The following is a 20668-nucleotide window of genomic DNA, read 5'->3' on the forward strand; positions in this document are numbered from 1 at the left end:
CGACATTCTCTAAGTTGACTCATAGAGTCATCTTTTATAGCAGTCGCGCCTAGGGAGCCTCTTTGGCACCCGAAAGGAATCCTCCAACGCCGCAAGGGGGCCGTCGTGTCTGCTCGTCCGTTCCGTACCTTCAACGCCGCTCTGCTTGCCGCGAGCGCTCTCGCATGGCCGACGATCGGCCTCGCGCAGGAAGCCCCGACCGTTCTCGACGTCATCGAGATCCAGTCAGAGAGTAACGACATCCTTGTGCAGGAGGGCTATGTCGCTAAGCAGGACAGGATCGGCACCAAGGTCGATACGCCGATTGCAGATATTCCGCAGGCCATTTCGGTCATCACGCAGGACCAGATCGAGGACCAGAAGCCGCGCACGCTCAACGAGACGCTGTCCTACACGGCGAGCGCCAATCCCAACGGCTTCGGTTTTGACAGCCGCTATGACGCCTTCACCCTGCGCGGCTTCCCTTCCTACTATAACGGCATCTTCCGGGACGGGCTGCGCCAGTACAACGGGCCCTCGGCCTGGTTCAAGACGGAGCCCTACGGCATCGAAGGCCTGACCGTGCTCAAGGGGCCGGCGTCGTCGCTCTACGGCATCAGCGGCCCCGGCGGGCTGGTCAATCTGGTCACCAAGCGGCCCAAGGATGAGCCTTTCCGCGAGATCGAGCTGCTGCTGGGCGGCAACGACCGCTATCAGGCCGCGTTCGACCTGTCCGGTCCCGCAAACGAGGACGGCACGCTGCTCTACCGCCTGACCGGCCTTGCGCGTCAGTCCAACACCGATCTTCCGGGCTACGCCGACGACAAGCTCTATCTTGCGCCCGCGGTCACCTGGAAGCCGGACGAGGGCACCAAGCTGACCGTTCTGGGCGAAATCTCGCAGGCCGTGAGCGGCGGAACCGCGTTCTTCTACAACCCGGCCTACGGCGAGGTGTCGAACCTCTACGAAGGCGATCCGGCCTGGAACGATTTCACCGGCTTGCAGGGGCGCATCGGCTACGAGCTCGAGCATCGTTTCAACGACACGCTGACAGTGCGCCAGAACCTGCGCTTCAACGCCGTGGATGCCGATCTGCAATATAGTGGCCACTACTTGGTCGATCCGTCCGACCCCGACGATCTCGCCCGCTACTGGGGGCACTACAAGGAGAACGCGAAGAATTTTGTCGTGGACAATCAGGCCCAGTTCGAGTTCGACACCGGCCCGGTAAGCCATGTCGCGGTCGCCGGGTTGGACTATAGCTGGACCGACTACGAAGCACAGAACGCCACGTCCTACGTCTCGGTCGAGGACATCGAGAATATGCCGATGTCGTTCTCCGGCAGCCAGCGAATGCACCAGATCGGTGCTTATGTGCATGACCAGATGCAGTGGAACAACTTCACGCTGTTCGCCAGCGGCCGCTACGACTGGGTCGACACGCAGAGCGTCGACTACCTGTTCAACGAGACCGAGCAGACGGACAGTGCGTTTTCCGGCCGCGTCGGCGTTTCCTACCGCACGGATTGGGGCATCATCCCCTACGCCAATTACTCCACCTCGTTCTCGCCCAATATCGGCTTCGTCTATGACAGCGCCACCAATGAGCGCCGGGTCGCGCGGCCGACCAGGGGCGAGCAGGTCGAGATCGGCGTCAAATACGAAATCCCCGACTACAACGCCATCATCAACGCCTCGGTCTTCAACATCGACCAGACGGACGGCGTCGTCTATGACGGCACCTTCGACGATGCCGGCAACCAGCGCCAGCGCCAGCTCGACCTGAATTCGCGCGGTTTCGAACTGGAGGCCGCCACGACGCTGGACAATGGCATCAGCCTGGTCGGCTCATACACCTACATGCGCATGAAGATCGACAGGGGTGCGGCCGGCACCGAAGGCAACGAGCTGTCGTCGACGCCCAACCACATCTTCTCGCTGTGGGGCCAGTATCGGTTCCGCGACGGTGCGATGGCTGGTCTCGGGCTCGGCGCCGGCGTGCGATATGTCGGCGAGAGCTTCGGTGACGATCAGAACTCGTTCAAGAACGATGACCGCATATTCGTCGATGCGTCGGTCTCCTACGATTTCGGCGTCCGCAACCCTGAGCTCGAAGGCCTGCTGATGCAGGTCAACGCCAAGAACCTGTTCGACGAGCGCAAGAAGATCTGCACCGCCGGCAACTGCTACTGGGATGAAGGCCGCTCGGTCTTCGGCAGCCTGCGCTACCGGTTCTGACACCGATGGCCGACGGCACGCCAGTGTCTGCCAACCCCGCCGCGGTCGTGTTCGCGGTGGGCGGCCTCTACGTCGCGCAAAGCGTCATCGGCGGGGTGACGTGGACCGGGCTGCCGGCCGTTCTGCGCGATCAGGGCCTGTCGCTCGATAATGTCGGGCTTCTCTCGCTGATCGCGCTGCCGTGGGCCTTGAAGTTCCTGTGGGCGCCGATGGTGGAGCGCTATCGCCTGCCGCCGGTGGGCCGCAATCGCTCCGGCGTCATCGTCGCCGTGGGTGGCATCATCTCGATTGCCGGCCTGATCGTGGTTGGCCTGCTCGGGCCGAGCCCGCTGGCGCCCGTTCTCGCCTGTCTCACGATCGTGGCCCTTGCCGCGGCCACCGTCGACATCGCGTGCGACGGCTACGCGGTCGAAAGCCTCCCGCGCTCGCAGCACGGCTGGGCAAACGCGGCCCAGGTCGGTGGCGCGTATCTGGGGTCCGCCATCGGTGGCGGGCTGTTCCTGCTGCTTGTGGCCGGCCTCGGCTGGACCGATGCGATGTGGGCGATGGCAGCACTTCTGGCGGTCCTTGGATTGCCGTTCCTGCTGCGCTCGCAGGCAGCCGGGGCGAGCGAGGAGCGTGCGCACGTGCCGTCGCTTGCCGCGGCCCTGCGTCGGCCGGAGATACGCCGGGGCCTGCTAGCCGCCGCGCTCTATGTGGTGGCACAGAAGACCGCGCTGATGATGCTTGGCCCGTTTCTCGTCGATGCCGGGCTCGACCTCGCGACCCTGGGGCTGCTCAACGGGGCCGGCAGCATGGTCGTCGGGCTTGGTGCCGCACTTGTTGGCGGGGCGCTGGTGCGCATGCTTGGCGCGCGTGCCGTGCTGGTCATTGCGCTGATGCTGCAGGCGCTTGCGCTGGGCACATTCGCAGCGCGCGATCTTCTGTTCATCGACCTGCCGCTCCCGGTGCTGCTCGCCGTCGCTGTCGCCAGTTCCTCGGGCATCATGGCGCTTGGCTTCGTCGCTCTCTATGCGCAGTTCATGCACTGGTCCGACCCGCGTCAGGGCGGCGTCGACTTCACGTTGTTCCAGTCGATGGATGCTCTCGTCAGCATGGCCGGCGGGGTTGCCGCCGGTTTCGTGGCCGAGCATCTCGGCTACGGCGTCTTCTTTGCCGGGGCCGGCGTGATCGCGCTTGCGACGATACCCGCTATCGCGTTCGTCACGCGTCGCACAACGCCCGACATTCCCGCAACGCTCGAGCCGGTCGGAGAAAGCCAGTGACCACGCAACACAATCTTCGTGCCGAAACCACCATAGCCATTTCATCGCCGCTCGACGTGATGGCACGGCTGCGCGACCATTTCGTCGAGCATGGCGCCGTATCGGGTTCCGACGAGCGCTGGAGCGCCGATTTCGGCATCGGTACGGTTGAGGCCGCAGTGCGCGCACAGGCCATGCAGTTTCGCGTTCAGGCCTCTGACGAGACCTCGCTCGCCTTCCTGCAATGGGGCGTTACCGAGCACGTCGGCGAATTCGCGGATGGCCCGGTGCCCGATGTTGTGTGGCAGGGCGGTATAAGCGCAGGCGCGCCCTTGCCTTATTTCCGGGAGATGCGGGTTGTCCGCGCAGCTCAGGTCACGCCGCGCATGCGGCGGCTGACGCTTGCAGGCGAGGATCTGCGGCGCTTCAGCTATGGCGGCCTGCATATGCGGCTGCTGCTCGCTCCGAAGAAAGGAATAAACCCCGTCTGGCCCGTCATGGCGGCCGATGGGCGGCAGGCTTGGCCGGAAGGGCCAAGGCCGGTCAATCGTGTCTACACCATTCGCCGCATCGACGTCGAAGCCGGTGAGATCGATGTCGATTTCGTTCTGCACGAGGGCGACGCGATGCCGGGCGCGACATTTGCCGCCGAAGCCGCGGCGGGCGATGTCGTCGGCATGACCGGGCCGGGCGGTGGCGAGCTGCGCGATGCGGACTGGTGCGTTCTGGCGGGCGACGAGACGGCGTTGCCCGCCATCGGCCGCATGCTCGAGGAGATGCCGACCGGCCGCAAGGTCGTCGCCATGATCGAGATCGCCGACGACGCGGAACGCCAGCCCCTGACAAGTAGGGCCGATCTCGACCTCCGCTGGCTCTCGCGGGAGGGCAGGCCCGCCGGAACGACGCCGCTGCTGGCCGACGCGGTGAAAAGCCTGGCACTGCCCGAAGACGGCCGCTCGGTCTTCATCTGGGCAGGCTGCGAGCACGCCGCCGCGCGCGAGATCCGCACATACCTGCGCAAGGAATGCGATCTGCCGCGCGGCAGCAGCCTCATTGCCGCCTATTGGCGGCGAGGAAAGAGTGGCGAAGTCGAGGACCGCGACTAGCCATTGCACGCGGCTTTCGGCGCCGCAGGGCAGGGCTGCTCGTCAGTACATGAAATTTCCCGCGCCGCTTGTTGGGGGCCCTCTTGCAATCCGCCGGATTTCGCGCGATAGACCCGAACCGTAACGTACGGTACGGGCTTTGAAGCCTTCTGCCGGACCATCGCAACGAGGCGGATCAGGTGCAGGAAACGAGCGCCATCGAGCACGAGGAGACGCTGACGCCCCGCCAGGGCGAGGTGCTCGACGCCGTGCTGGCGCTGCTGGTGGAAGGGCGCGACGCGCTGACCATGACGGCCGTTGCCCGACGTGCGAGCTGCTCCAAGGAAACGCTCTACAAATGGTTCGGCGACCGGGATGGCCTGCTCACCGCTACCGTCAAATGGCAGGCTTCCCAGGTCCGTGCTGGCAATTATGACCGGCAGAAGCTGGATGCGGCTGCGTTGCGCGAGAGCCTCGAGCGGTTTGCCGTGAACTGGCTCGGCGTGATCTCGTCGCCCACCTCGATCGCGCTCAACCAGGTCGCCGTGGCTCATGCCAGTTCGGCCAAGAGCAATCTTGGCGGCATCGTGCTCGCCAACGGGCGTTTCGCCATCGGCGAGCGGCTGAAGCCGCTGCTCGAAGCCGCCCGAACCGCGGGCCTGATCGAATTCGAAGACGCCGAGGAGGCGTTTCGCACCTTTTTCGGCCTCGTCGGCCGCGACATTCAGATCCGGTTGCTGCTCGGCGACCGGCTGGAAATGACTGAGGCGGGGATCGCGCGGGATGCCGCACGCGCCACGCGGCAGTTCTTCGCTCTCTATGGGGCAAAACCGACACCGGCGGCGAGCGCCGGCTGAGATCAACGCAAGGGAAGGAAACGACATGCGGGTTTATTACGATCGCGACGCCGATCTCAATCTCATCAAGGGCAAGAAGGTTGCCATCATCGGCTATGGCTCGCAGGGCCGTGCCCACGCGCTCAACCTCAAGGAGTCAGGCGTCAAGGACATCGCCGTCGGCCTCAAGGCCGGTTCGCCCACCGCGGCCAAGGTGGAAGCCGATGGGCTCAAGGTCATGACGGTTGCGGAAGTTGCTGGCTGGGCCGACCTGATGATGATGGCCACGCCCGACGAACTGCAGGCCGACATCTACAAGAACGAGATCGCCCCCAACATCCGTGACGGCGCGGCGATTGCCTTCGCCCACGGCCTCAACGTCCATTTCGGCCTCATCGAGCCGAAGGCGACCGTCGACGTGCTGATGATCGCGCCGAAGGGCCCGGGCCACACCGTGCGCGGCGAATATCAGAAGGGTGGCGGCGTGCCGTGCCTCGTCGCCGTTCATCAGGATCCCTCGGGCAACGCGCTCGACCTCGGCCTGTCCTACGCCTGCGGCGTCGGCGGCGGCCGTTCGGGCATCATCGAGACCAATTTCAAGGAAGAGTGCGAGACGGATCTGTTCGGTGAGCAGGTCGTCCTGTGCGGCGGCCTGGTCGAGCTCATCCGCGCCGGCTTCGAGACGCTGGTGGAAGCCGGCTACGCGCCCGAGATGGCCTATTTCGAGTGCCTTCACGAGGTGAAGCTGATCGTCGACCTCATCTACGAGGGCGGCATCGCCAACATGAACTACTCGATCTCGAACACCGCCGAGTGGGGCGAATACGTGTCGGGTCCGCGCATCATCACCGCTGAGACCAAGGCCGAGATGAAGCGCGTGCTCAACGACATCCAGACCGGCAAGTTCACCTCGGAATGGATGCAGGAGTACCGCTCCGGCATGGCGCGATTCAAGGGCATCCGCCGCATGAACGATAGCCATCAGATCGAGGAAGTCGGCGAGAAGCTGCGCGGCATGATGCCGTGGATCGCCAAGAACAAGCTGGTCGACAAGGCCCGTAACTAGGCGGCGCCGTCGTTTCCGCCTGCCGTAGGGATTGTACCCGGCGCTGGCGGTAAAGCATTGCGAAACCTCATCGAGCCGCGGCCCACACCGCGGCTCGATTTTTTGCTAGGCTGCGATTCGCGGGCGGGGCGCGTTGGAGGACGCAATGAAGGTCGATTCCGCGCTTGAGCTCCAGGCCCGTATTTTCTCGCAGATTTTCGAGTTCGTCGAAGCGCCGGTGGTTGCCGGCATGGAATATCCGTCGCCCGGGCTTTTTCTCGATCCGGCACTTCTGGAAACGAAGGCAGCCCGGCCGCGCAAGCCCAGGCATCGCGCGGTCGAGGACATCGCCCTTGGCATAACGGCTGACGAGGGCAGGGACGACGCCAGGCTGGCGATCCTTGTGCAGGACCGCCGCAAGGTGAACTGTTCGATGGTCGAGCAGGCCGTCGAGGCAGCCCGCGGTGAAGCGGAGGTGCTCTATATTGGTCGCCAGAAGCCGCTGTGGACCATGGTCCGCAACGATCCCCTCAGGCTCGGCTGCAGCATCTCGCCGACGACCGTCAGATATGCCGGCACGTTCGGCTGCTTCTGTCGCGACAACGAGAGCGGCAGCGTCGGCATCCTGTCGAACAACCACGTGCTCGCCGACGTCAACAGCACGCCGGTTTCCACCCGGATCATGCAGCCCGGCGCGCGCGATGGCGGTCGGCCGGGGCAAGACGACATTGCCGAGTTGACCCGCTTCGTCCCGATCCAGTTCGGCGGCTTCCCGAACCCGGTCGATGCCGCCTTCGCCACGCTCATCGGTCACGACCGTGCCGAAGACAGGGCAACACTCTTCGACAGCGCCGACGAGCCGCAACCTGCCGTCACGCTTCAGCCGGCATCGCCCGTCGATGCGATGCCCGGCATGACCGTGCTCAAAACCGGCCGCACCACGCGCCACACCGGTGGCCTGGTGCGCGCCGTCAACGTCAACAATTTCCTGGTCGACGTGGGCGTGGGCGTCGCCCGCTTCGACAACCAGATCGTCATCGAGACAGCAGCGCCCCCACAGCCTTTCGGCAGGCCCGGAGATAGCGGGTCGCTGATCGTCGACGAAGAGGGCAGACCGGTCGCGCTGCTCTTTGCGGGCTCGGCCTCCGGCGGCGCAGGCAATGTTGGAATTACGGGGGCAAACCCTATATCATCCGTGACCGCTCAACTGGGAGTGACCTTGGTCTGAGGCATCAAATGGTGGCCACGAAACACTCGATGGAACAAGCCATCGAGATACAGAAGGCATTTGAACGCCGCTTCGCCGGCAAAGGCGAAGTGGTGAGCGTCGGCATCGGGCTCAACGGTGCCAAGGACGATCTGGCCATCAATGTATGCGTCTCCCGCCCGAATGAGGCCGAAAACCTGCCCAAGACCTTCGACGGGTTGGATGTCGTTGTCGACGTCGTGGGCGCGATCCGCGCTTACTAGGCAGCGCAATCCCGACGCTTTCACTACAAACGCCGGAGGCCCGCTTCCGGCTGTTCTGTTTCGGCACAGCGCATCTGGCACGTCTTTCGCTGGAAAGACGGGATCGAAGCAGGGGAGTTTCGCTATGGAACCCATCACGACCAAGTCGATCGGCCTCGATGGCGAGGTGTTCGAGGAACGGCGACGGGAAACGCGTCGGCGTGCGTTCAAGGGCGCAACACTCACCTTCAACGGCGGTTATGGCGCTTTCGAATGCGTGGTCCGCAACATTTCGGAAGGTGGAGCCAGGCTCACATTCGGGGAGGCTTCGGCCGTCCCGGCCCGGTTCGACCTGGCCATGTCGGGCGACGTTCGCAGCCGGGCGGCCGTTGTCCGCTGGCGCTCGCTCACCGACGTGGGTGTTGAGTTCGTGCCAGCCTGAGTAAAAAAAATGCCCGAAGCGAATGGTCGCTCCGGGCATTTCCGTCTGCAAAAGCCTTAGTAGTAGGGCGACACGCACTCGCGGCGCGGGCCGTTATAGGGCTGGTAGCTGTTGTCATATGCCCTGTACGACCGCCAGCGCGCCTCACACCAGCGATAATGGGCCGCCGACAGGCGATAGCCGGGGCGTGGCCGGTAACGCGGCGCCGGCGCGACATGGAACTCGATGGTCGGGCGCGGGCGATAGTGACGGCGGTAGCGCCAGCGGTCGTCGTCGCGCCAGTCACGGCGGCCACGCCAGTCGCGGCGATCACGGTAGTCGCCGCGGTTGCGCCAGCGCTCGCCGTCTCTGCTCCAGTGACGCCGGTCGTTTTCACCTTGCACGAGCTGGATTGTCGGCTTCTGCGCGCTGTCGGCAGTTGCCGATGCTGCGTTGAGTGCAGCCGCTGGCGAGGCCATGGCACCCGAACCCAGCCCCAGACATACCGCCGCGGCGAGGGCAAAGGCAGCGATCTTATGTTTCATGGTTATGCTCCTTGGTGTAGCCCACCCTTCATGGCGGACACTATCGCTTCTGCCAAATGAACGAGCGATGAACGCAAATTAACGCGGTTTGCGGGTTTTCGTTGCCGGCCGGTGCTTGCATTCGCGCGTGCGGTTGGGTCAAGTGCCGGTCATGTCGCTGCGCCTTGCCACCTTCAATGTCGAGAACCTGATGAACAGGTTCGATTTCTCCGGTTTCCGCAACGAACTGCACCAGGACAGGGTGCTGTCGCTTTACGAGATCAAGGACGAAGCTGAATACCGCCAGCTCGAGCGGGCCCGTGCGATTTCCCATACGGATGATGCGCGCCAGCTCTCCGCATTGGCGATCGCAGCGGCCCGGGCAGACATATTCTGCCTGCAGGAGGTCGACAATATCGAGGCGTTGCGCGCCTTCGAATACGGCTACCTCTTCAAGATGATCGGCCACGGCTACCGCGAGAAATACACGACCCAGGGCAATGATGGGCGCGGCATCGACGTGGCCGTCATGGTGCGCGACCAGACTGTCCACGGCCAGCCGATCGAATTCGTTTCCATGCGCAGCCACGCGCATCTGACCTATGCCGATCTGGACCTGTTCACGCCGGGGCTGGCGGAATTGGGCGAAGAGCCGCACGAGCGCGTCTTCCGGCGCGATTGCCTCGAGCTCGACCTACGCATCGGCGGCAAGCCGATGACGATTTATACGGTCCACTTCAAATCCATGGGCAGCCCGCGCAACGGGTTGAATGGACGCGATGCGACGATGCCGGTCCGCTTCGCCGAGGCCGCTGCCGTGCGCCGGATCATCGAAGACCGTTTCGGCGTCGATCATGCCGCGGACAAGCGCTGGGCCATCTGCGGCGACTTCAACGACTATCGCGAGCGCGTCGTCATCACCGGCGACGCACACAACGGCTTCGCCTTCGACCCGGTGCGCGAGGCGCGCTCCAGCATAGACGTGCTCACCGCCGGAGACTTTTGTGAGAACGTGGTCGAGCGTAGGGCCGAGCTCGACCGCTGGACGCTCTACCATACGCGGGGGCCGGCCGAACGGCACCTCTGCCAGCTCGACTACATCATGCTGTCGCGCGGCCTGGCGCGGCGCAACGCCACGGCGATGCCGGAAATCGTCCGCGCAGGCCAACCGTTCCGCACGCCTTTCCCTCCGGGACAGGAGGTGGACCGGTTCCCGCGCACCGGCTGGGATAGACCGAAGGCTTCCGACCACTGCCCCGTCGTCGTGGAACTCGACATCGCATGAGCTTCGACCTTCCAGCCGACGTCATCCTTCCGGTGCGAAACGTCTCCGTGCGGCTCGATCCCGCGCCGCACCCGTTCGGCGTGGCGAATGAGGAAGCGATCGCGCAGCACTGGCAGCGCGCGGTGGCGGACAACCCGGCGCTTTTCAACGGCGAGGTGGCGCTGCTTTCCAGCCTGCGGATCGACAATGGCGACCTGCTGGGGCGCTGCCATATCGTCCGCTATGCCACCTTCCTCTACTGGCGCAGCCTCAGGCCGATCAGCGGGGCAGGGCATGCCTATACCCACGCCATGCTGGTTAGCGCCGAGAATGCGCTGGTGGCGATACGCATGGGGCCGTCGACCATCAATGCCGGGCTGGTCTATTTTGCTGCCGGGTCGTTCGAGCCGGTCGATTTCCGCGATGGCCGGGCCGACCTCGAATTCAACATGCATCGTGAGGTCGGCGAGGAAACCGGCATCGACCTTTCCGGCGTGCGGCATGAGGATCGCTACCACCTTTTGTCGAAAACGACCGGCACCGTGCTCTTCCGCCGCTACTTCCTCGACCGGCCGGCCGACGAGCTCGCCGAAGAAATCCGCCGTCACGTTGCCGCCGAAGACGATCCCGAGATCGAGGGTCCCGTCATCATCCGCGATCCGAACGACATGCCGGACCGACTTGCCGCCCAGATGCCGGGCCTGATCGACTGGCATTTTTCGACGCCGCGCGAGGCGTGACGCGGGCGCTATTTATCGTCGTGCGTCCTTCGAGGCTCGCTGCGCTCGCACCTCAGGATGAGGACTGTTGTGCATCGGGTACGCATGACGTGGGTTCGATCAACCCACCTCCCTCATCCTGAGGTGCGAGCGCAGCGAGCCTCGAAGGACGCACAGCGCCGCTGACGACTACTATTCGTGCCGCAGCGCGTCGATCGGGTCGAGCCGCGCGCCGCGCAGGGCGGGGAAGAACCCGAATACCATGCCGATCATGGCAGAGAAGCCGACGGCGAGCGCAATCACCGCAAGGCTCGGCACGAACGGGATGGCCAGCGTCGTCGTGGCCAGCACGGCCAGCAGCAGCCCGAGCGCGATGCCGATCAACCCGCCCAGCAGCGACAGCACCGTCGCCTCGACGAGGAACTGTACGAGAATGTGCTTCTCATGCGCGCCGATGGCGAGCCGGATTCCGATCTCGCGCGTGCGCTCGGTCACAGACACCAGCATGATGTTCATGATGCCGATGCCACCGACCAGCAGGCTCACGCCCGCCAGCGCGCCCAGCATGCCGGTCATAACCGTCGTCGTGCTCGTCATCGCGTCTGCGATTTGCGTCATGTCGCGGACGTCGAAATTGTCTTCCTGACCCGGCCCTATGCGGCGTGTGTCGCGCAGGATGTGCTCGATGTTCGTCATGACCTCGCTCGTCGAAACGCCGTCCTGCGCCGCGACATAGATCATGTCGATGTCGTGATTGCCGGCGATACGTCGTTGGAACGTGCTGTGCGGCATGACGACGATGTTGTCCTGGTCCTGGCCGAAGCCGGATGTGCCCTTGGCGGCAAGCACGCCGATCACGCGGCAGCTCATTCGCCCGACTCGGATCGCCACGCCCGTCGGGTCGCCTGCGCCGAAAAGTTCGCTGCGCACAGTCTCGCCCAGCAGGCAGAGATTGGCGCCGCCGCGCACCTCCGAATCCGTGAAGACACGCCCCAGCGCGACTTCCCATTCGCGCGCGATGAAATAATCCGTATCGGCACCCGTGACCTGCACGGCCATGTTGTCGGCGCCATAGACCACGCGCACGGTCTGCTGCGATGCCGCCGAGACCGCCTTCACGCCCTCCAGCCCCTCGGCCAGGCCCTCCAGGTCGCTTTCGCCGAGCGCGCGCGGGGTGAAGTTGGTCAGCCCGCCACGCATAGGGCGCGAGGCGCGCACCATCAGGAGGTTGCTGCCCAGCTTGCCGATGTCCTGCTTGACCTTTTCCGTGGTGCCGGAACCGATGGTGATCATGGCGATGACCGCCGCCACGCCGATGACGATGCCCAGCAGCGTCAGGAACGAGCGCAGCGCGTTGCGGCGAACCGAGCGCAATGCCAGCCGGATTGTCTCGAACAGCATCAGGCCGTCTCCATCCGGGCGGTGTCGGACGCGATCTTGCCGTCGACGAAGGAAACGATACGGTCTGCATAGGCCGCGACGTCTGCTTCGTGCGTCACCATGACTATGGTCAGACCCTTTTCCGCGTTCAGGCTGGTCAGCAGATCCATGATCTCGTGCGTGCGGGCCGTGTCGAGATTGCCGGTCGGTTCGTCGGCGACGAGCAGGGTCGGCTGCGTGACGATGGCGCGCGCGATCGCGACGCGTTGCTGCTGCCCGCCGGAGAGTTCCGCCGGCGTATGGCTCTCGCGGCCCTGCAGCCCGACCTGCGCCAGCGCCTGCATGGCAAGCTCGCGGCGCTCGCGTCCGGGCACGCCGCGATAGATCAGCGGCAGCTCGACATTCTCCGCTGCGGTGGTGCGCGGCAAAAGATTGTAGCCCTGGAAGACGAAGCCGATGTAGCGGTTGCGCAGCATCGCGCGCCGCGAGCGGTCAAGCGCGCCGGCGTCGATGCCGAGAAAGCCGTGAACGCCGCGCGTCGGCGTGTCGAGGCAGCCGATGATGTTCATCGACGTGGATTTGCCCGAGCCCGAAGGCCCCATGATCGCGACGAATTCGCCCCGGCGGATGGTGAGATCGACGCCGGCCAGCGCATGCACCTGCGCTTCGCCAGTACCGTAAGTCTTCCAGACGTCGCGGAAGGTGAGGAGAGGGGTATCGGCCATCATGTTCATGGCCGGCCGCTCCTCGTGCCTCCCTCGGCCGCTGCGCGCGGTTGGCCTCGGGAAACGCCGACGATCACGCGATCGCCCTGTTCGAGACCGGAGAGGATTTCGACGAAATCGCCATCGGTGGCGCCGGTCTCCACGCGCACCTGCTGAGGCTCGCCGTCGCGCAGAACGTAGAGCGGGCGACCGTCGCTGTCGCCACTGCCGGACCGCCGCCCGAAACCACGGCCCATGCGCATGCGCGGCATGAACAGCGATTGCAGCGACCAGCCTGCGCGCTCTTCCGTCTGCGGCGGGCTGAACCGGAAGGCGGCGGCCGGCGCGAGCAGCACATCATCGGCCTCGCGCGTGACGATGTCGACCGTCGCCGTCATGCCCGGGCGCAGCAGAAGCTCGCCGTTGTCGACGTTGAGCCGCGCCTGATAGGTCACCACACCCTCTGTCTCGGCCGAAGCGTAGGAGATGTCGCGGATCGTCGCGTCGAACCGGCGGCCCGGAAACGCGTCGACGGTGAAGCGGGCATTCTGGCCGGCCTCGACCGTGCCGATGTCTGCTTCGTCGACAGCGGCCTTCAATTCCATCGTCTCCAGATTTTCGGCAATGACGAACAGCACCGGCGCCTGCATGGAGGAGGCGACCGTCTGGCCGGGGTTGACCGCGCGGCTGAGAACGATGCCCTCGATAGGCGCATAGATCGTGCTCTTGGCGAGATCGGCCTGCTGCAGCTTGAGCTCGGCTTCGGAGACCGCGAGGTTGGCGCGGGCGATCGACACCGCGCTCGCCGCCCGGTCGTTGGAGGCGGTGGCCGTTTCGAGCGCCTGCTCGGTCGCCATCCCGCGCCCCGAGAGCTGGCGCGTGCGCTCCAGCACCTGCTCGGTCTCGCGCTGCGTGACCTCGGCATCGACGACCCGCGCGTCGGCGGCAGCGACATTGGCTTCGGCCCGCTCGATCTGTGCGAGGATGCGCATCGTGTCGAGCTGCGCCAGCACGTCGCCGGCTGAAACCCTCTGGTTTTCCTCGACATCGACCGAGCGCACGACGCCCGAAAGCTCGCTCGAGATTTCCACCTGCGTCAGCGGCTGCAACGTGCCCGTTGCGGACACCTCCACGGTGAGCGACCCCGGCTCGATCGGAACGGCCCGGTAGAAAACCTGCTGTGTTGTCGCGCCACCGAACTGCCACCACGCAAGGCCGCCGCCGGCGGCGAGCACCAGCAGGACGAACAGCGGCCATCGCGGCCGCCTGCGCCCGGCGCTCTTGAGTGCAAGCGCCTCCTCGATCGGTTCCGGGGAGGCGAACGTTGCCTTCTCGGGACGCTCGACGATCTGGTCCATGCGCTCTTCCGCCTATGGTCTATCAATATCCCTTCAACCGACACATCATGGAAATAGCACGTGATTTCAAATTAAAGTTTGGCCATCTTTTGCATCGCGCCATGGTTGAAGGAGGCTCGAAACATCCAATGCCGCAACGCCCATACCTCATCTACGACGTGTTTGCCGACCGCCGCCTCGCCGGCAATCCGCTCGCCGTGGTGCTCGACTCCACCGGGCTCGACGATGCCGCGATGCAGAAGATCGCCGGCGAGTTCAACCTGTCGGAGACAGTCTTCGTCTCGCCGGCGGCAAATGCCGCGCACACAGCCGCGATCCGCATCTTCACGCCGAAATACGAGCTTCCGTTTGCCGGTCATCCGACCGTGGGGACGGCCATCGCGCTTGCCGAACGCGGCAGCGGCGATGGTCCTGCCAACGATGCCGCAGCGATTCTCGTGCTGGAGGAAAAGATCGGCAATGTGCGCTGCGCGGTCACGCATGAGGGCGGCCTCGCCTTCGCCGAGTTCGATCTGCCGCAGCTTTCGCAGAAGCTCGAGTTCGAGCCCGACAACGCGGCCATCGCGGCAGCGATAGGTCTGGGGCCGCACGAAATCGGCTTCGAGAACCACCAGCCCAGCCTGTGGTCAGCGGGCGTGCCCTATCTCGCCGTGCCGGTCGCGGGCCTCGAGGCAATGGCGCAGATCCGCTTCAATGGTCCCGCCTGGCTCGAACTTGCGCCGCGTCGCGGAGACGGCAATCCAGCCTGCGCCTATCTTTATTGCCGGGAGACCGTCGGCCATGAATGCGCCTTCCACGCCCGCATGTTCGTGCCCGGGCCGCCCACCTATGAGGACCCGGCGACCGGTTCAGCCGTAGCAGCGTTCTCCGGCGCGGTGCTGCATTTCGATCAGCCGCGCGACGGCACCCATACCTTCTGGATCGAGCAGGGGATGGAAATGGGCCGTCCGTCCCGTATTCGGCTGGAGATCGAGGTGAAAGGGCTTGCCGCAAACACGGCGCGCATCGGCGGGAACGCGGTGAAGATCGCCGAAGGCGTCCTCACCGTTTAAGCCTTCCGTCGTGATCCGTCTCCGTCAGAGGCCGAGCAGCGCCTTGGCTTCCTCGAGCGCGGCCATCGATCCGTCATGATCGCCCGCCCCATGGAGTTCTTCCCCCCGGGCGCGCAGTTCGGCAACCTTGGCCGCGTCCTCGCTCGAGAGTTCGGCGTCCGGCAGGGCGGCATCGATTTCGCCCATCAGGACAGGGCAGGAGTGTGCAAACGCGGCAACAGGCGTAAGCGCCAGACCCGCGGCGACAAGCATTATACGCAACATGGTTTCCTCCTTCGCCGGCTTGGTCGGCTCGTATCGAGCGACCTGCGACCGACCGCAAAAGCCTACACCCGTGCAGGCCCGCAAAACAGGCTTGCCGGATAATTTGATTGGTGGCCGCATTTGCGTCTGGACAGCCGTACCATGAGCCGCTATAGGGGCCTCCTCTTGCAGCGGCCGCACGCGGCTGCGGCCCGGCGGGTGATTAGCTCAGTTGGTAGAGCAGCTGACTCTTAATCAGCGGGTCGTAGGTTCGATCCCTACATCACCCACCATATTTTCCAAGGCGTTGCGGGTTTTGCGGACAAGGGGCGATTTCGCTGTGTCCGCATAATGTCCACATTGGCGGTTGGGTTGGCCGCATGTATCGTGCTGTGATACATTTCCCTTGCATAATGGCTTGTATCACGGCATGATACATCATAGGTAAGGGGGGATAATGATTGTTAGCTACGCTGACAAGCACGCAGAGGAAGTTGCAAAGGGTAACGCGCCCCAAGGGTTTCCGGCAGATATCCTCCGAACCGCATTGCGGAAATTGACGATGCTTGAGGCCGCAACCAGTTTGAAGGATTTGCGTTCTCCTCCGGGGAATAGGTTAGAGGCCCTGAAGGGCGATAGAGATGGTCAGCACTCAATCCGAATAAATGACAAATGGCGAATTTGTTTTATTTGGACGGAGGCAGGACCGGATTCCGTGGAAATTGTGGACTATCATTGAAGGACCAAGGGAAATGAAGAATTCTATTCTTCCTCCAATACACCCCGGTGAGATACTGCGCGAAGAGTATCTGGTTCCAATGGAGATGAGCGCAGGAGCGCTCGCTAAGGAAATCGACGTACCGCGTACGCGTATTGAGCGGCTTGTTAATGAGCAGACTTCGCTGTCTACCGACACGGCGCTTCGCTTGGCGAAGTACTTTGACACGTCTCCAGAGTTCTGGATGAACTTACAGGCCAGCTACGATTTGAAGATCACGGCGAAAGCGCTTGAGGATGAGTTGGCGCTGATCGAAGCGTACATTGAGCCTGTACGGCAGTACGCCTAAGCCTCATACGTGAGAAGCCATAGAACTCGCATATTTAGCATGCCAGTCTGTGCTGGTCTCAGCGGCTCGTTTCCGCTCGGCACCGATGCGGCGGATCAAATCCTCAAACTCGGCTAGCGTCATGCCGTACCGCTCGGCAAGCAATTCAGGCGCATACCCGCTGTGAAAGAGCTTCCACGCGGTTTCACGCTGGCGTGCGTCGAGCAATTCCTCCGCTCGACGCTCCTTGCCGCGATGTACTTGCTTGCCTGACATTTCACGTCCTATCGATATTTGAGGCGTGGCTGCGTGATGATCCACAGCCACGCCTCGGGGTGCTGCTCTTGATGGGACCGCCGAACAGCAGGCGGTGCGCCGGGCTAGAGGGGCGTGAACCCACCGGCATCCAGCGACGGCCACGCGGGCGCACATATCGCCGAATTCTTGAGAGGTGGCCCGCAGCGGAGCGAAGAACAACACTGCGGGCCTTTGCGGAGTAGCATGACTTCCCCCGCACGGCGGCGCGCTGAGTGAACGACGCGCCGCAACTACTGTTAAACGTTGGTACGATCCCGCCTGTCGACCTGCCGCTGGACGTATGCCGCTTCGTCTTTCTGGTAGGCGAGTGCAACCTTGTCCGGGCGTCGGTTCTGAAGGTCGACGGCGGCATTCTCAAAGGTCATGTCGGCCTTTTCCATGTGTTCGCGGACAAGCTGCTTGTAATGGTGGTCCGGTTCAATTGCGTTCATGTCGTAATTTCCTTCGTCGTTCATTTTCTTGAAGTCTGCGAGCAACTGTTCGTGTGCCGCGATCTGGCCTTTCACGATTTCCAGCACCTCAGGCGATGCACCGTGGAGCGCCTTTGCCATCTCCGATGCGGACGGATATTCCGGCGCGGGGTCGGCAGCTTTGTGGAGCACGATTTCGGCATGCTGGTTCATTCCGTTCTCACACAACGAGATTTCCTTGATGCGGAGGTTGCGGAGCCGTGTGGGTTTGCGTGCCATCGTTAAATGTCCTCATGTCTGGTTGCCGACGCGCCAATGCTTAGGGATTTCAGCCGGCCACTTTTCACGGCCTTCCACACTTCGTCATCATCGATGCGGATGCCCACAATCCAGCCAAATCGCCCCTTGGAATCGATGTTCAGAGCGGACGCGACCGATGGCGATAGAGGCAGCGAGTGGAGAACCGTGCCAACTTGTCCGCCGCTATGGCGAAGCAGCGACGTGCGGGCATCCGCCATGAAATCCGTTGCGGCTTTCACAAGGTCTTCCGGATCGTCGTACTGGTCGCCTTCCAAGTCGGTGACTGTCTGGTATTTATCGACAGCCACAGCGGCCCATCCGATTAGCAAGCGTTCATCGGCGATCTTGAATACGTCCACGGTGCTCATGCCGTTGCCTTCGCGATAGTCTTGGCGTCAAGGAAACCGTGCAGGACTCGAATATCGATATCGAGGAACCGCGCATCAGCGCCGCGCTGCTGCATGTGCGCCAGCTTCAGGATGTCACCAAGCGCGGATGCATAGAGATGCGACCGGTGAGCGTGGTTGCGAAGCGATGAACCGGCAACGGCATGATATTTCCTCGCGAAGTCGTCCAGCGACTCGCGGCGTTCGATGAGCACGCGGAACAGTTCGTCGGTCAGCTTCGTGGCCTTCTCGCTTAAGTCGATGAGATATTCCGCATGGGTTTTCGCCTCATCACGGAGGGCGTCACGCGCCTTCTCGGCCTCTGCGGCTTTGCGCTCTACCTCTGCGCGGCGTTCTTCTTCAACAGCCGCAGCAAGTTTTGCGCATTCATCAGCATAGAAGGCGTCTAGCCGTGCCTTCTCGTCGGTTGCTGATAGTTTTTCCTTGGCCATGTAAAATGTACCTGCATATCAAATCTCGATAAATACAAAATAATGCTGTTCAGGGCCGTTGAATAGAGTATCAATTGTCACGCAATGTCTAATATTGTCAGCGCGCAATTGTAGCACCGAACTGAGATGGGTCGTGGTCGGCGTGCGAGAGCGGAGAATCCGACCACTGGCCATTTACGCAGAATGATGGCGCAACCCATGTGGTGGCTCGGTGCTGCGGCTTCATGACTAGGTTTATGCAGCCGACAAGTGCATTGGCGTGGTCGTCGTGCTGTCCTGCACCGGAAGGGTGGTCCACGCTATCCTTCCCGCTGCGGCTGGTGCGACGTTCCAGCAGGCGTAGCTCACGGATCAACTGCGGATGGTTCGGGATTTCGACCTTACCCTGCATCCACACAGGGACGGATTCCAGATAAAGCTGCGACTTGTTCAGCTTGCTGCGGTGATAGGTCATGCCGAGTTTTTGAACGGCACCGGAGAGCCAGGAGCCACTGTAATTGTCGCCAGTCAACTCGCGACAGCCGTATTCCCGCGCCAGCGTGACAAACTCCTTAAGCACCTCGGCAGGATCGTGAGGGGCTTTCCGGCTGCGGATCGCGTCAAGGACGAATTGACCATCGCTGCCCTTGTGACCCACACAGATGACGGATGCGTCTGAACGCCCTCCGCTGACATCAAGAAATGCCCGTCGCTGCGTCTTTGACGTTAGATCAGGCGGCAAGTCCATCGGGCGACCATGAACGATAGCCGCGTCAATCGTGGCGTCATCAAGCAAGCTCGACAAATCTGTTCTAAATTCCGCGTCCCACTCACTGGCCGCCGCAGTGGCATCGTCGCGGCGTGATCGCTCGATGATATTAAGATCGATGGTAGGATTCATCACCGTTGTGGGCGCTTGGATGACCAGCGTATCGGCATCGTTCTGGCCGAAATAATCGCGATGCTTCGTGTACATCAGGCCGATGCGACGATACGGGCTGGAAATTCCAATGAGCATGCCGCCTGTTGTCGCCAGCGCGGGAATGACAGCACGGTAGACTTCCACATCCGGCGAGGCTGACGTTTCGTCACGCCAGAAGGCCGTTTCATCGAAGATGGCGGCGAGCAACGTCCGACCGCGAACCGTGCGGAAGCTGTTCGTATGAACGCTGATTGAGATATTGCCCTTGAGCTTGATCTCTTCGGAATTAATGTCTTCCAGCATCTGGCGAAGGATCGGCGACGACTCGAAGAACCCGGCGACATAATCATGCACGGCGCGGGCCTGCGACTTCGATGCAGCAAGGACGATGACGTGACCCACTTCGCCCGGTGCAAGCTTCCCGGCATGGTCACCAAACGCTGCAATGTACGACGCCGCGAGGGCTGCCATGCGTGACTTGCCACCTCGGCGCGATACGATGGCCCAGAGTTCGGAAACGCGACTGGTGGGCACGCTACGGCCTCCGGCGACCTTCGCGAACGTGTCAGCTTCAAGATCGGTGAGTGCGAGGCCGAAAGCAGCCTTCAAGATGGCTCGCCATGCGGCCCATGGTGCAGGATCGCCCAGCGCCGCGCCGAGTAGCTTAGGATCATTCATCGCTTGTTCGATTGTGACGCTCATCGGATCACCTCGGCAGCGTCCACAAAGCGCCCGACGATATCGGCCCGACGATGATAGTTGGCCGGTTCCTCGGTCTTGCTCATTTCAGATAGAAAGAGACGCATGGTGTACGATTGCAACGGCGATAAACGGCCCTCCATGATTGCGGTCTCTACAGCATCTGACAGGACGGCGAGCGCGTAAGGGTCGGCCACAGTCATCGTGCGCCCTCGCCATATGTCGCGGCGATGTAATCATCTACGGAAGGGGTCACGTCGCGCATATTGCGTTTGACACCCAGCAACTGCATGTCGCGGCGTCTCGCATTGGCGATGGTTGTGATTTCCGTGAGGTTCACGCCCGGCTCACCTTTCAACCAACGCACTTGCGCGTCTTCGATGATGGCCGTCGAGATGGCTACAGAGTCCACGAGCGCCCGTTCAATCGCGCTAAGCTGGTCTTCGCCACCAAGATCGGCCACGATGTCACGACGCATCGCCCGCGCCGTCTTGGCGGCGTTCGTCCTGCCGTCCAGATCGTTGATGGATAGGAGGGAAACCTTGATCTTTTCATCAGGTATCGGCGGGGTAACGCCGGGCAACTCGATATGCATTTCTAAGCCTTTCCACGTAC

25 protein-coding genes and 1 tRNA gene are annotated in these 20668 nt (G+C 63.0%); 14 read left to right on the forward strand and 12 right to left on the reverse strand.

Annotated features, from left to right (window positions below):
* The first annotated feature begins 105 nt into the window (after positions 1–105).
* The 8 genes from V1479_RS10120 to V1479_RS10155 all read left to right on the forward strand — a co-directional run bounded on the left by V1479_RS10120 (position 106) and on the right by V1479_RS10155 (position 8318).
* Positions 106–2217, forward strand: coding sequence for a TonB-dependent siderophore receptor (locus tag V1479_RS10120; protein WP_368802772.1), 2112 nt, complete (start codon positions 106–108; stop codon positions 2215–2217).
* 5 nt (positions 2218–2222) lie between these two features.
* On the forward strand, positions 2223–3482 hold the full coding sequence (locus V1479_RS10125) for an MFS transporter (RefSeq protein ID WP_368802773.1): 1260 nt from the start codon (positions 2223–2225) through the stop codon (positions 3480–3482).
* On the forward strand, positions 3479–4567 hold the full coding sequence (locus V1479_RS10130; protein ID WP_368802774.1) for a DUF2218 domain-containing protein: 1089 nt from the start codon (positions 3479–3481) through the stop codon (positions 4565–4567). Before V1479_RS10125 ends, V1479_RS10130 begins: the two co-directional genes overlap by 4 nt.
* Positions 4568–4746: 179 nt before the next feature.
* Positions 4747–5403, forward strand: a complete 657-nt coding sequence (locus V1479_RS10135) for a TetR/AcrR family transcriptional regulator C-terminal domain-containing protein (RefSeq protein ID WP_368802775.1) — start codon at positions 4747–4749, stop codon at positions 5401–5403.
* A complete protein-coding gene (ilvC, locus tag V1479_RS10140) occupies positions 5366–6448 on the forward strand; it encodes a ketol-acid reductoisomerase (RefSeq protein WP_368802860.1) in 1083 nt (360 codons plus the stop codon). Before V1479_RS10135 ends, ilvC begins: the two co-directional genes overlap by 38 nt.
* A gap of 145 nt (positions 6449–6593) precedes the next feature.
* Entirely contained in the window at positions 6594–7655 is a 1062-nt protein-coding gene (locus V1479_RS10145) for a chymotrypsin family serine protease (protein WP_368802776.1), read from the forward strand.
* 29 nt (positions 7656–7684) lie between these two features.
* Positions 7685–7897 carry a hypothetical protein gene (locus V1479_RS10150; protein ID WP_173190633.1) on the forward strand — a complete coding sequence of 71 codons (213 nt, stop codon included), beginning with the start codon at positions 7685–7687 and terminating at the stop codon, positions 7895–7897.
* Between the two features lie 124 nt (positions 7898–8021).
* Positions 8022–8318 carry a PilZ domain-containing protein gene (locus V1479_RS10155; RefSeq protein WP_368802777.1) on the forward strand — a complete coding sequence of 99 codons (297 nt, stop codon included), beginning with the start codon at positions 8022–8024 and terminating at the stop codon, positions 8316–8318.
* Positions 8319–8374: 56 nt separating this feature from the next.
* Here the strand turns inward: V1479_RS10155 and V1479_RS10160 are convergent, their stop codons facing one another.
* Positions 8375–8842 carry a BA14K family protein gene (locus tag V1479_RS10160; protein WP_173190637.1) on the reverse strand — a complete coding sequence of 156 codons (468 nt, stop codon included), beginning with the start codon at positions 8840–8842 and terminating at the stop codon, positions 8375–8377.
* Between the two features lie 151 nt (positions 8843–8993).
* On the opposite strand from V1479_RS10160, the gene V1479_RS10165 reads away from it, so the two are divergent.
* Entirely contained in the window at positions 8994–10106 is a 1113-nt protein-coding gene (locus V1479_RS10165) for an endonuclease/exonuclease/phosphatase family protein (protein WP_368802778.1), read from the forward strand.
* Positions 10103–10825, forward strand: coding sequence for a hypothetical protein (locus V1479_RS10170; protein WP_368802779.1), 723 nt, complete (start codon positions 10103–10105; stop codon positions 10823–10825). Before V1479_RS10165 ends, V1479_RS10170 begins: the two co-directional genes overlap by 4 nt.
* Before the next feature lie 171 nt (positions 10826–10996).
* On the opposite strand, the gene V1479_RS10175 is transcribed toward V1479_RS10170, so the two are convergent.
* From V1479_RS10175 to V1479_RS10185, 3 genes are read right to left on the reverse strand one after another with little or no spacing between them, the layout of a single operon-like run.
* Positions 10997–12205: an ABC transporter permease gene (locus V1479_RS10175; protein ID WP_368802780.1), complete on the reverse strand. Its 1209-nt coding sequence runs from the start codon at positions 12203–12205 to the stop codon at positions 10997–10999.
* Positions 12205–12912, reverse strand: a complete 708-nt coding sequence (locus V1479_RS10180) for an ABC transporter ATP-binding protein (RefSeq protein ID WP_368802861.1) — start codon at positions 12910–12912, stop codon at positions 12205–12207. The genes V1479_RS10175 and V1479_RS10180 overlap by 1 nt, the downstream gene beginning before the upstream one ends.
* Positions 12913–12914: 2 nt before the next feature.
* Complete coding sequence (locus V1479_RS10185) at positions 12915–14246, reverse strand: efflux RND transporter periplasmic adaptor subunit (RefSeq protein ID WP_368802781.1); 1332 nt, start codon at positions 14244–14246, stop codon at positions 12915–12917.
* Between the two features lie 128 nt (positions 14247–14374).
* On the opposite strand from V1479_RS10185, the gene V1479_RS10190 reads away from it, so the two are divergent.
* The gene (locus V1479_RS10190) at positions 14375–15298 is read left to right on the forward strand and encodes a PhzF family phenazine biosynthesis protein (protein WP_368802782.1); all 924 of its coding nucleotides are present in this window, start codon (positions 14375–14377) and stop codon (positions 15296–15298) included.
* Between the two features lie 24 nt (positions 15299–15322).
* Here the strand turns inward: V1479_RS10190 and V1479_RS10195 are convergent, their stop codons facing one another.
* Positions 15323–15562, reverse strand: a complete 240-nt coding sequence (locus V1479_RS10195) for a PA2433 domain-containing protein (protein WP_173190647.1) — start codon at positions 15560–15562, stop codon at positions 15323–15325.
* Between the two features lie 196 nt (positions 15563–15758).
* Between V1479_RS10195 and V1479_RS10200 the strand changes: the two genes are divergently transcribed.
* The 3 genes from V1479_RS10200 to V1479_RS10210 all read left to right on the forward strand — a co-directional run bounded on the left by V1479_RS10200 (position 15759) and on the right by V1479_RS10210 (position 16608).
* Positions 15759–15834, forward strand: a tRNA-Lys gene (locus V1479_RS10200).
* A 164-nt stretch (positions 15835–15998) separates the two neighbouring features.
* Complete coding sequence (locus tag V1479_RS10205) at positions 15999–16280, forward strand: type II toxin-antitoxin system RelE/ParE family toxin (protein ID WP_368802783.1); 282 nt, start codon at positions 15999–16001, stop codon at positions 16278–16280.
* A gap of 13 nt (positions 16281–16293) precedes the next feature.
* The gene (locus V1479_RS10210; RefSeq protein WP_368802784.1) at positions 16294–16608 is read left to right on the forward strand and encodes a HigA family addiction module antitoxin; all 315 of its coding nucleotides are present in this window, start codon (positions 16294–16296) and stop codon (positions 16606–16608) included.
* Between the two features lie 3 nt (positions 16609–16611).
* Here the strand turns inward: V1479_RS10210 and V1479_RS10215 are convergent, their stop codons facing one another.
* The 7 genes from V1479_RS10215 to V1479_RS10245 form a co-directional block, all read right to left on the reverse strand.
* The gene (locus tag V1479_RS10215) at positions 16612–16863 is read right to left on the reverse strand and encodes a hypothetical protein (protein WP_368802785.1); all 252 of its coding nucleotides are present in this window, start codon (positions 16861–16863) and stop codon (positions 16612–16614) included.
* A 278-nt stretch (positions 16864–17141) separates the two neighbouring features.
* Entirely contained in the window at positions 17142–17594 is a 453-nt protein-coding gene (locus tag V1479_RS10220; RefSeq protein WP_368802786.1) for a hypothetical protein, read from the reverse strand.
* 2 nt (positions 17595–17596) lie between these two features.
* Positions 17597–17983, reverse strand: a complete 387-nt coding sequence (locus V1479_RS10225; RefSeq protein ID WP_368802787.1) for an XkdF-like putative serine protease domain-containing protein — start codon at positions 17981–17983, stop codon at positions 17597–17599.
* Positions 17980–18453, reverse strand: coding sequence for a hypothetical protein (locus tag V1479_RS10230; protein WP_368802788.1), 474 nt, complete (start codon positions 18451–18453; stop codon positions 17980–17982). The genes V1479_RS10225 and V1479_RS10230 overlap by 4 nt, the downstream gene beginning before the upstream one ends.
* 97 nt (positions 18454–18550) lie before the next feature.
* The gene (locus V1479_RS10235) at positions 18551–20056 is read right to left on the reverse strand and encodes a terminase (RefSeq protein WP_368802789.1); all 1506 of its coding nucleotides are present in this window, start codon (positions 20054–20056) and stop codon (positions 18551–18553) included.
* On the reverse strand, positions 20053–20256 hold the full coding sequence (locus V1479_RS10240) for a hypothetical protein (protein ID WP_368802790.1): 204 nt from the start codon (positions 20254–20256) through the stop codon (positions 20053–20055). The genes V1479_RS10235 and V1479_RS10240 overlap by 4 nt, the downstream gene beginning before the upstream one ends.
* Positions 20253–20648, reverse strand: a complete 396-nt coding sequence (locus V1479_RS10245) for a hypothetical protein (protein ID WP_368802791.1) — start codon at positions 20646–20648, stop codon at positions 20253–20255. Before V1479_RS10245 ends, V1479_RS10240 begins: the two co-directional genes overlap by 4 nt.
* Positions 20649–20668: the final 20 nt, after the last annotated feature.

Origin of the sequence: Neoaquamicrobium sediminum, from assembly GCF_040970315.1 — a bacterium.
In the GTDB taxonomy this organism is placed as follows: Bacteria; Pseudomonadota; Alphaproteobacteria; order Rhizobiales; family Rhizobiaceae; genus Aerobium; species Aerobium sediminum.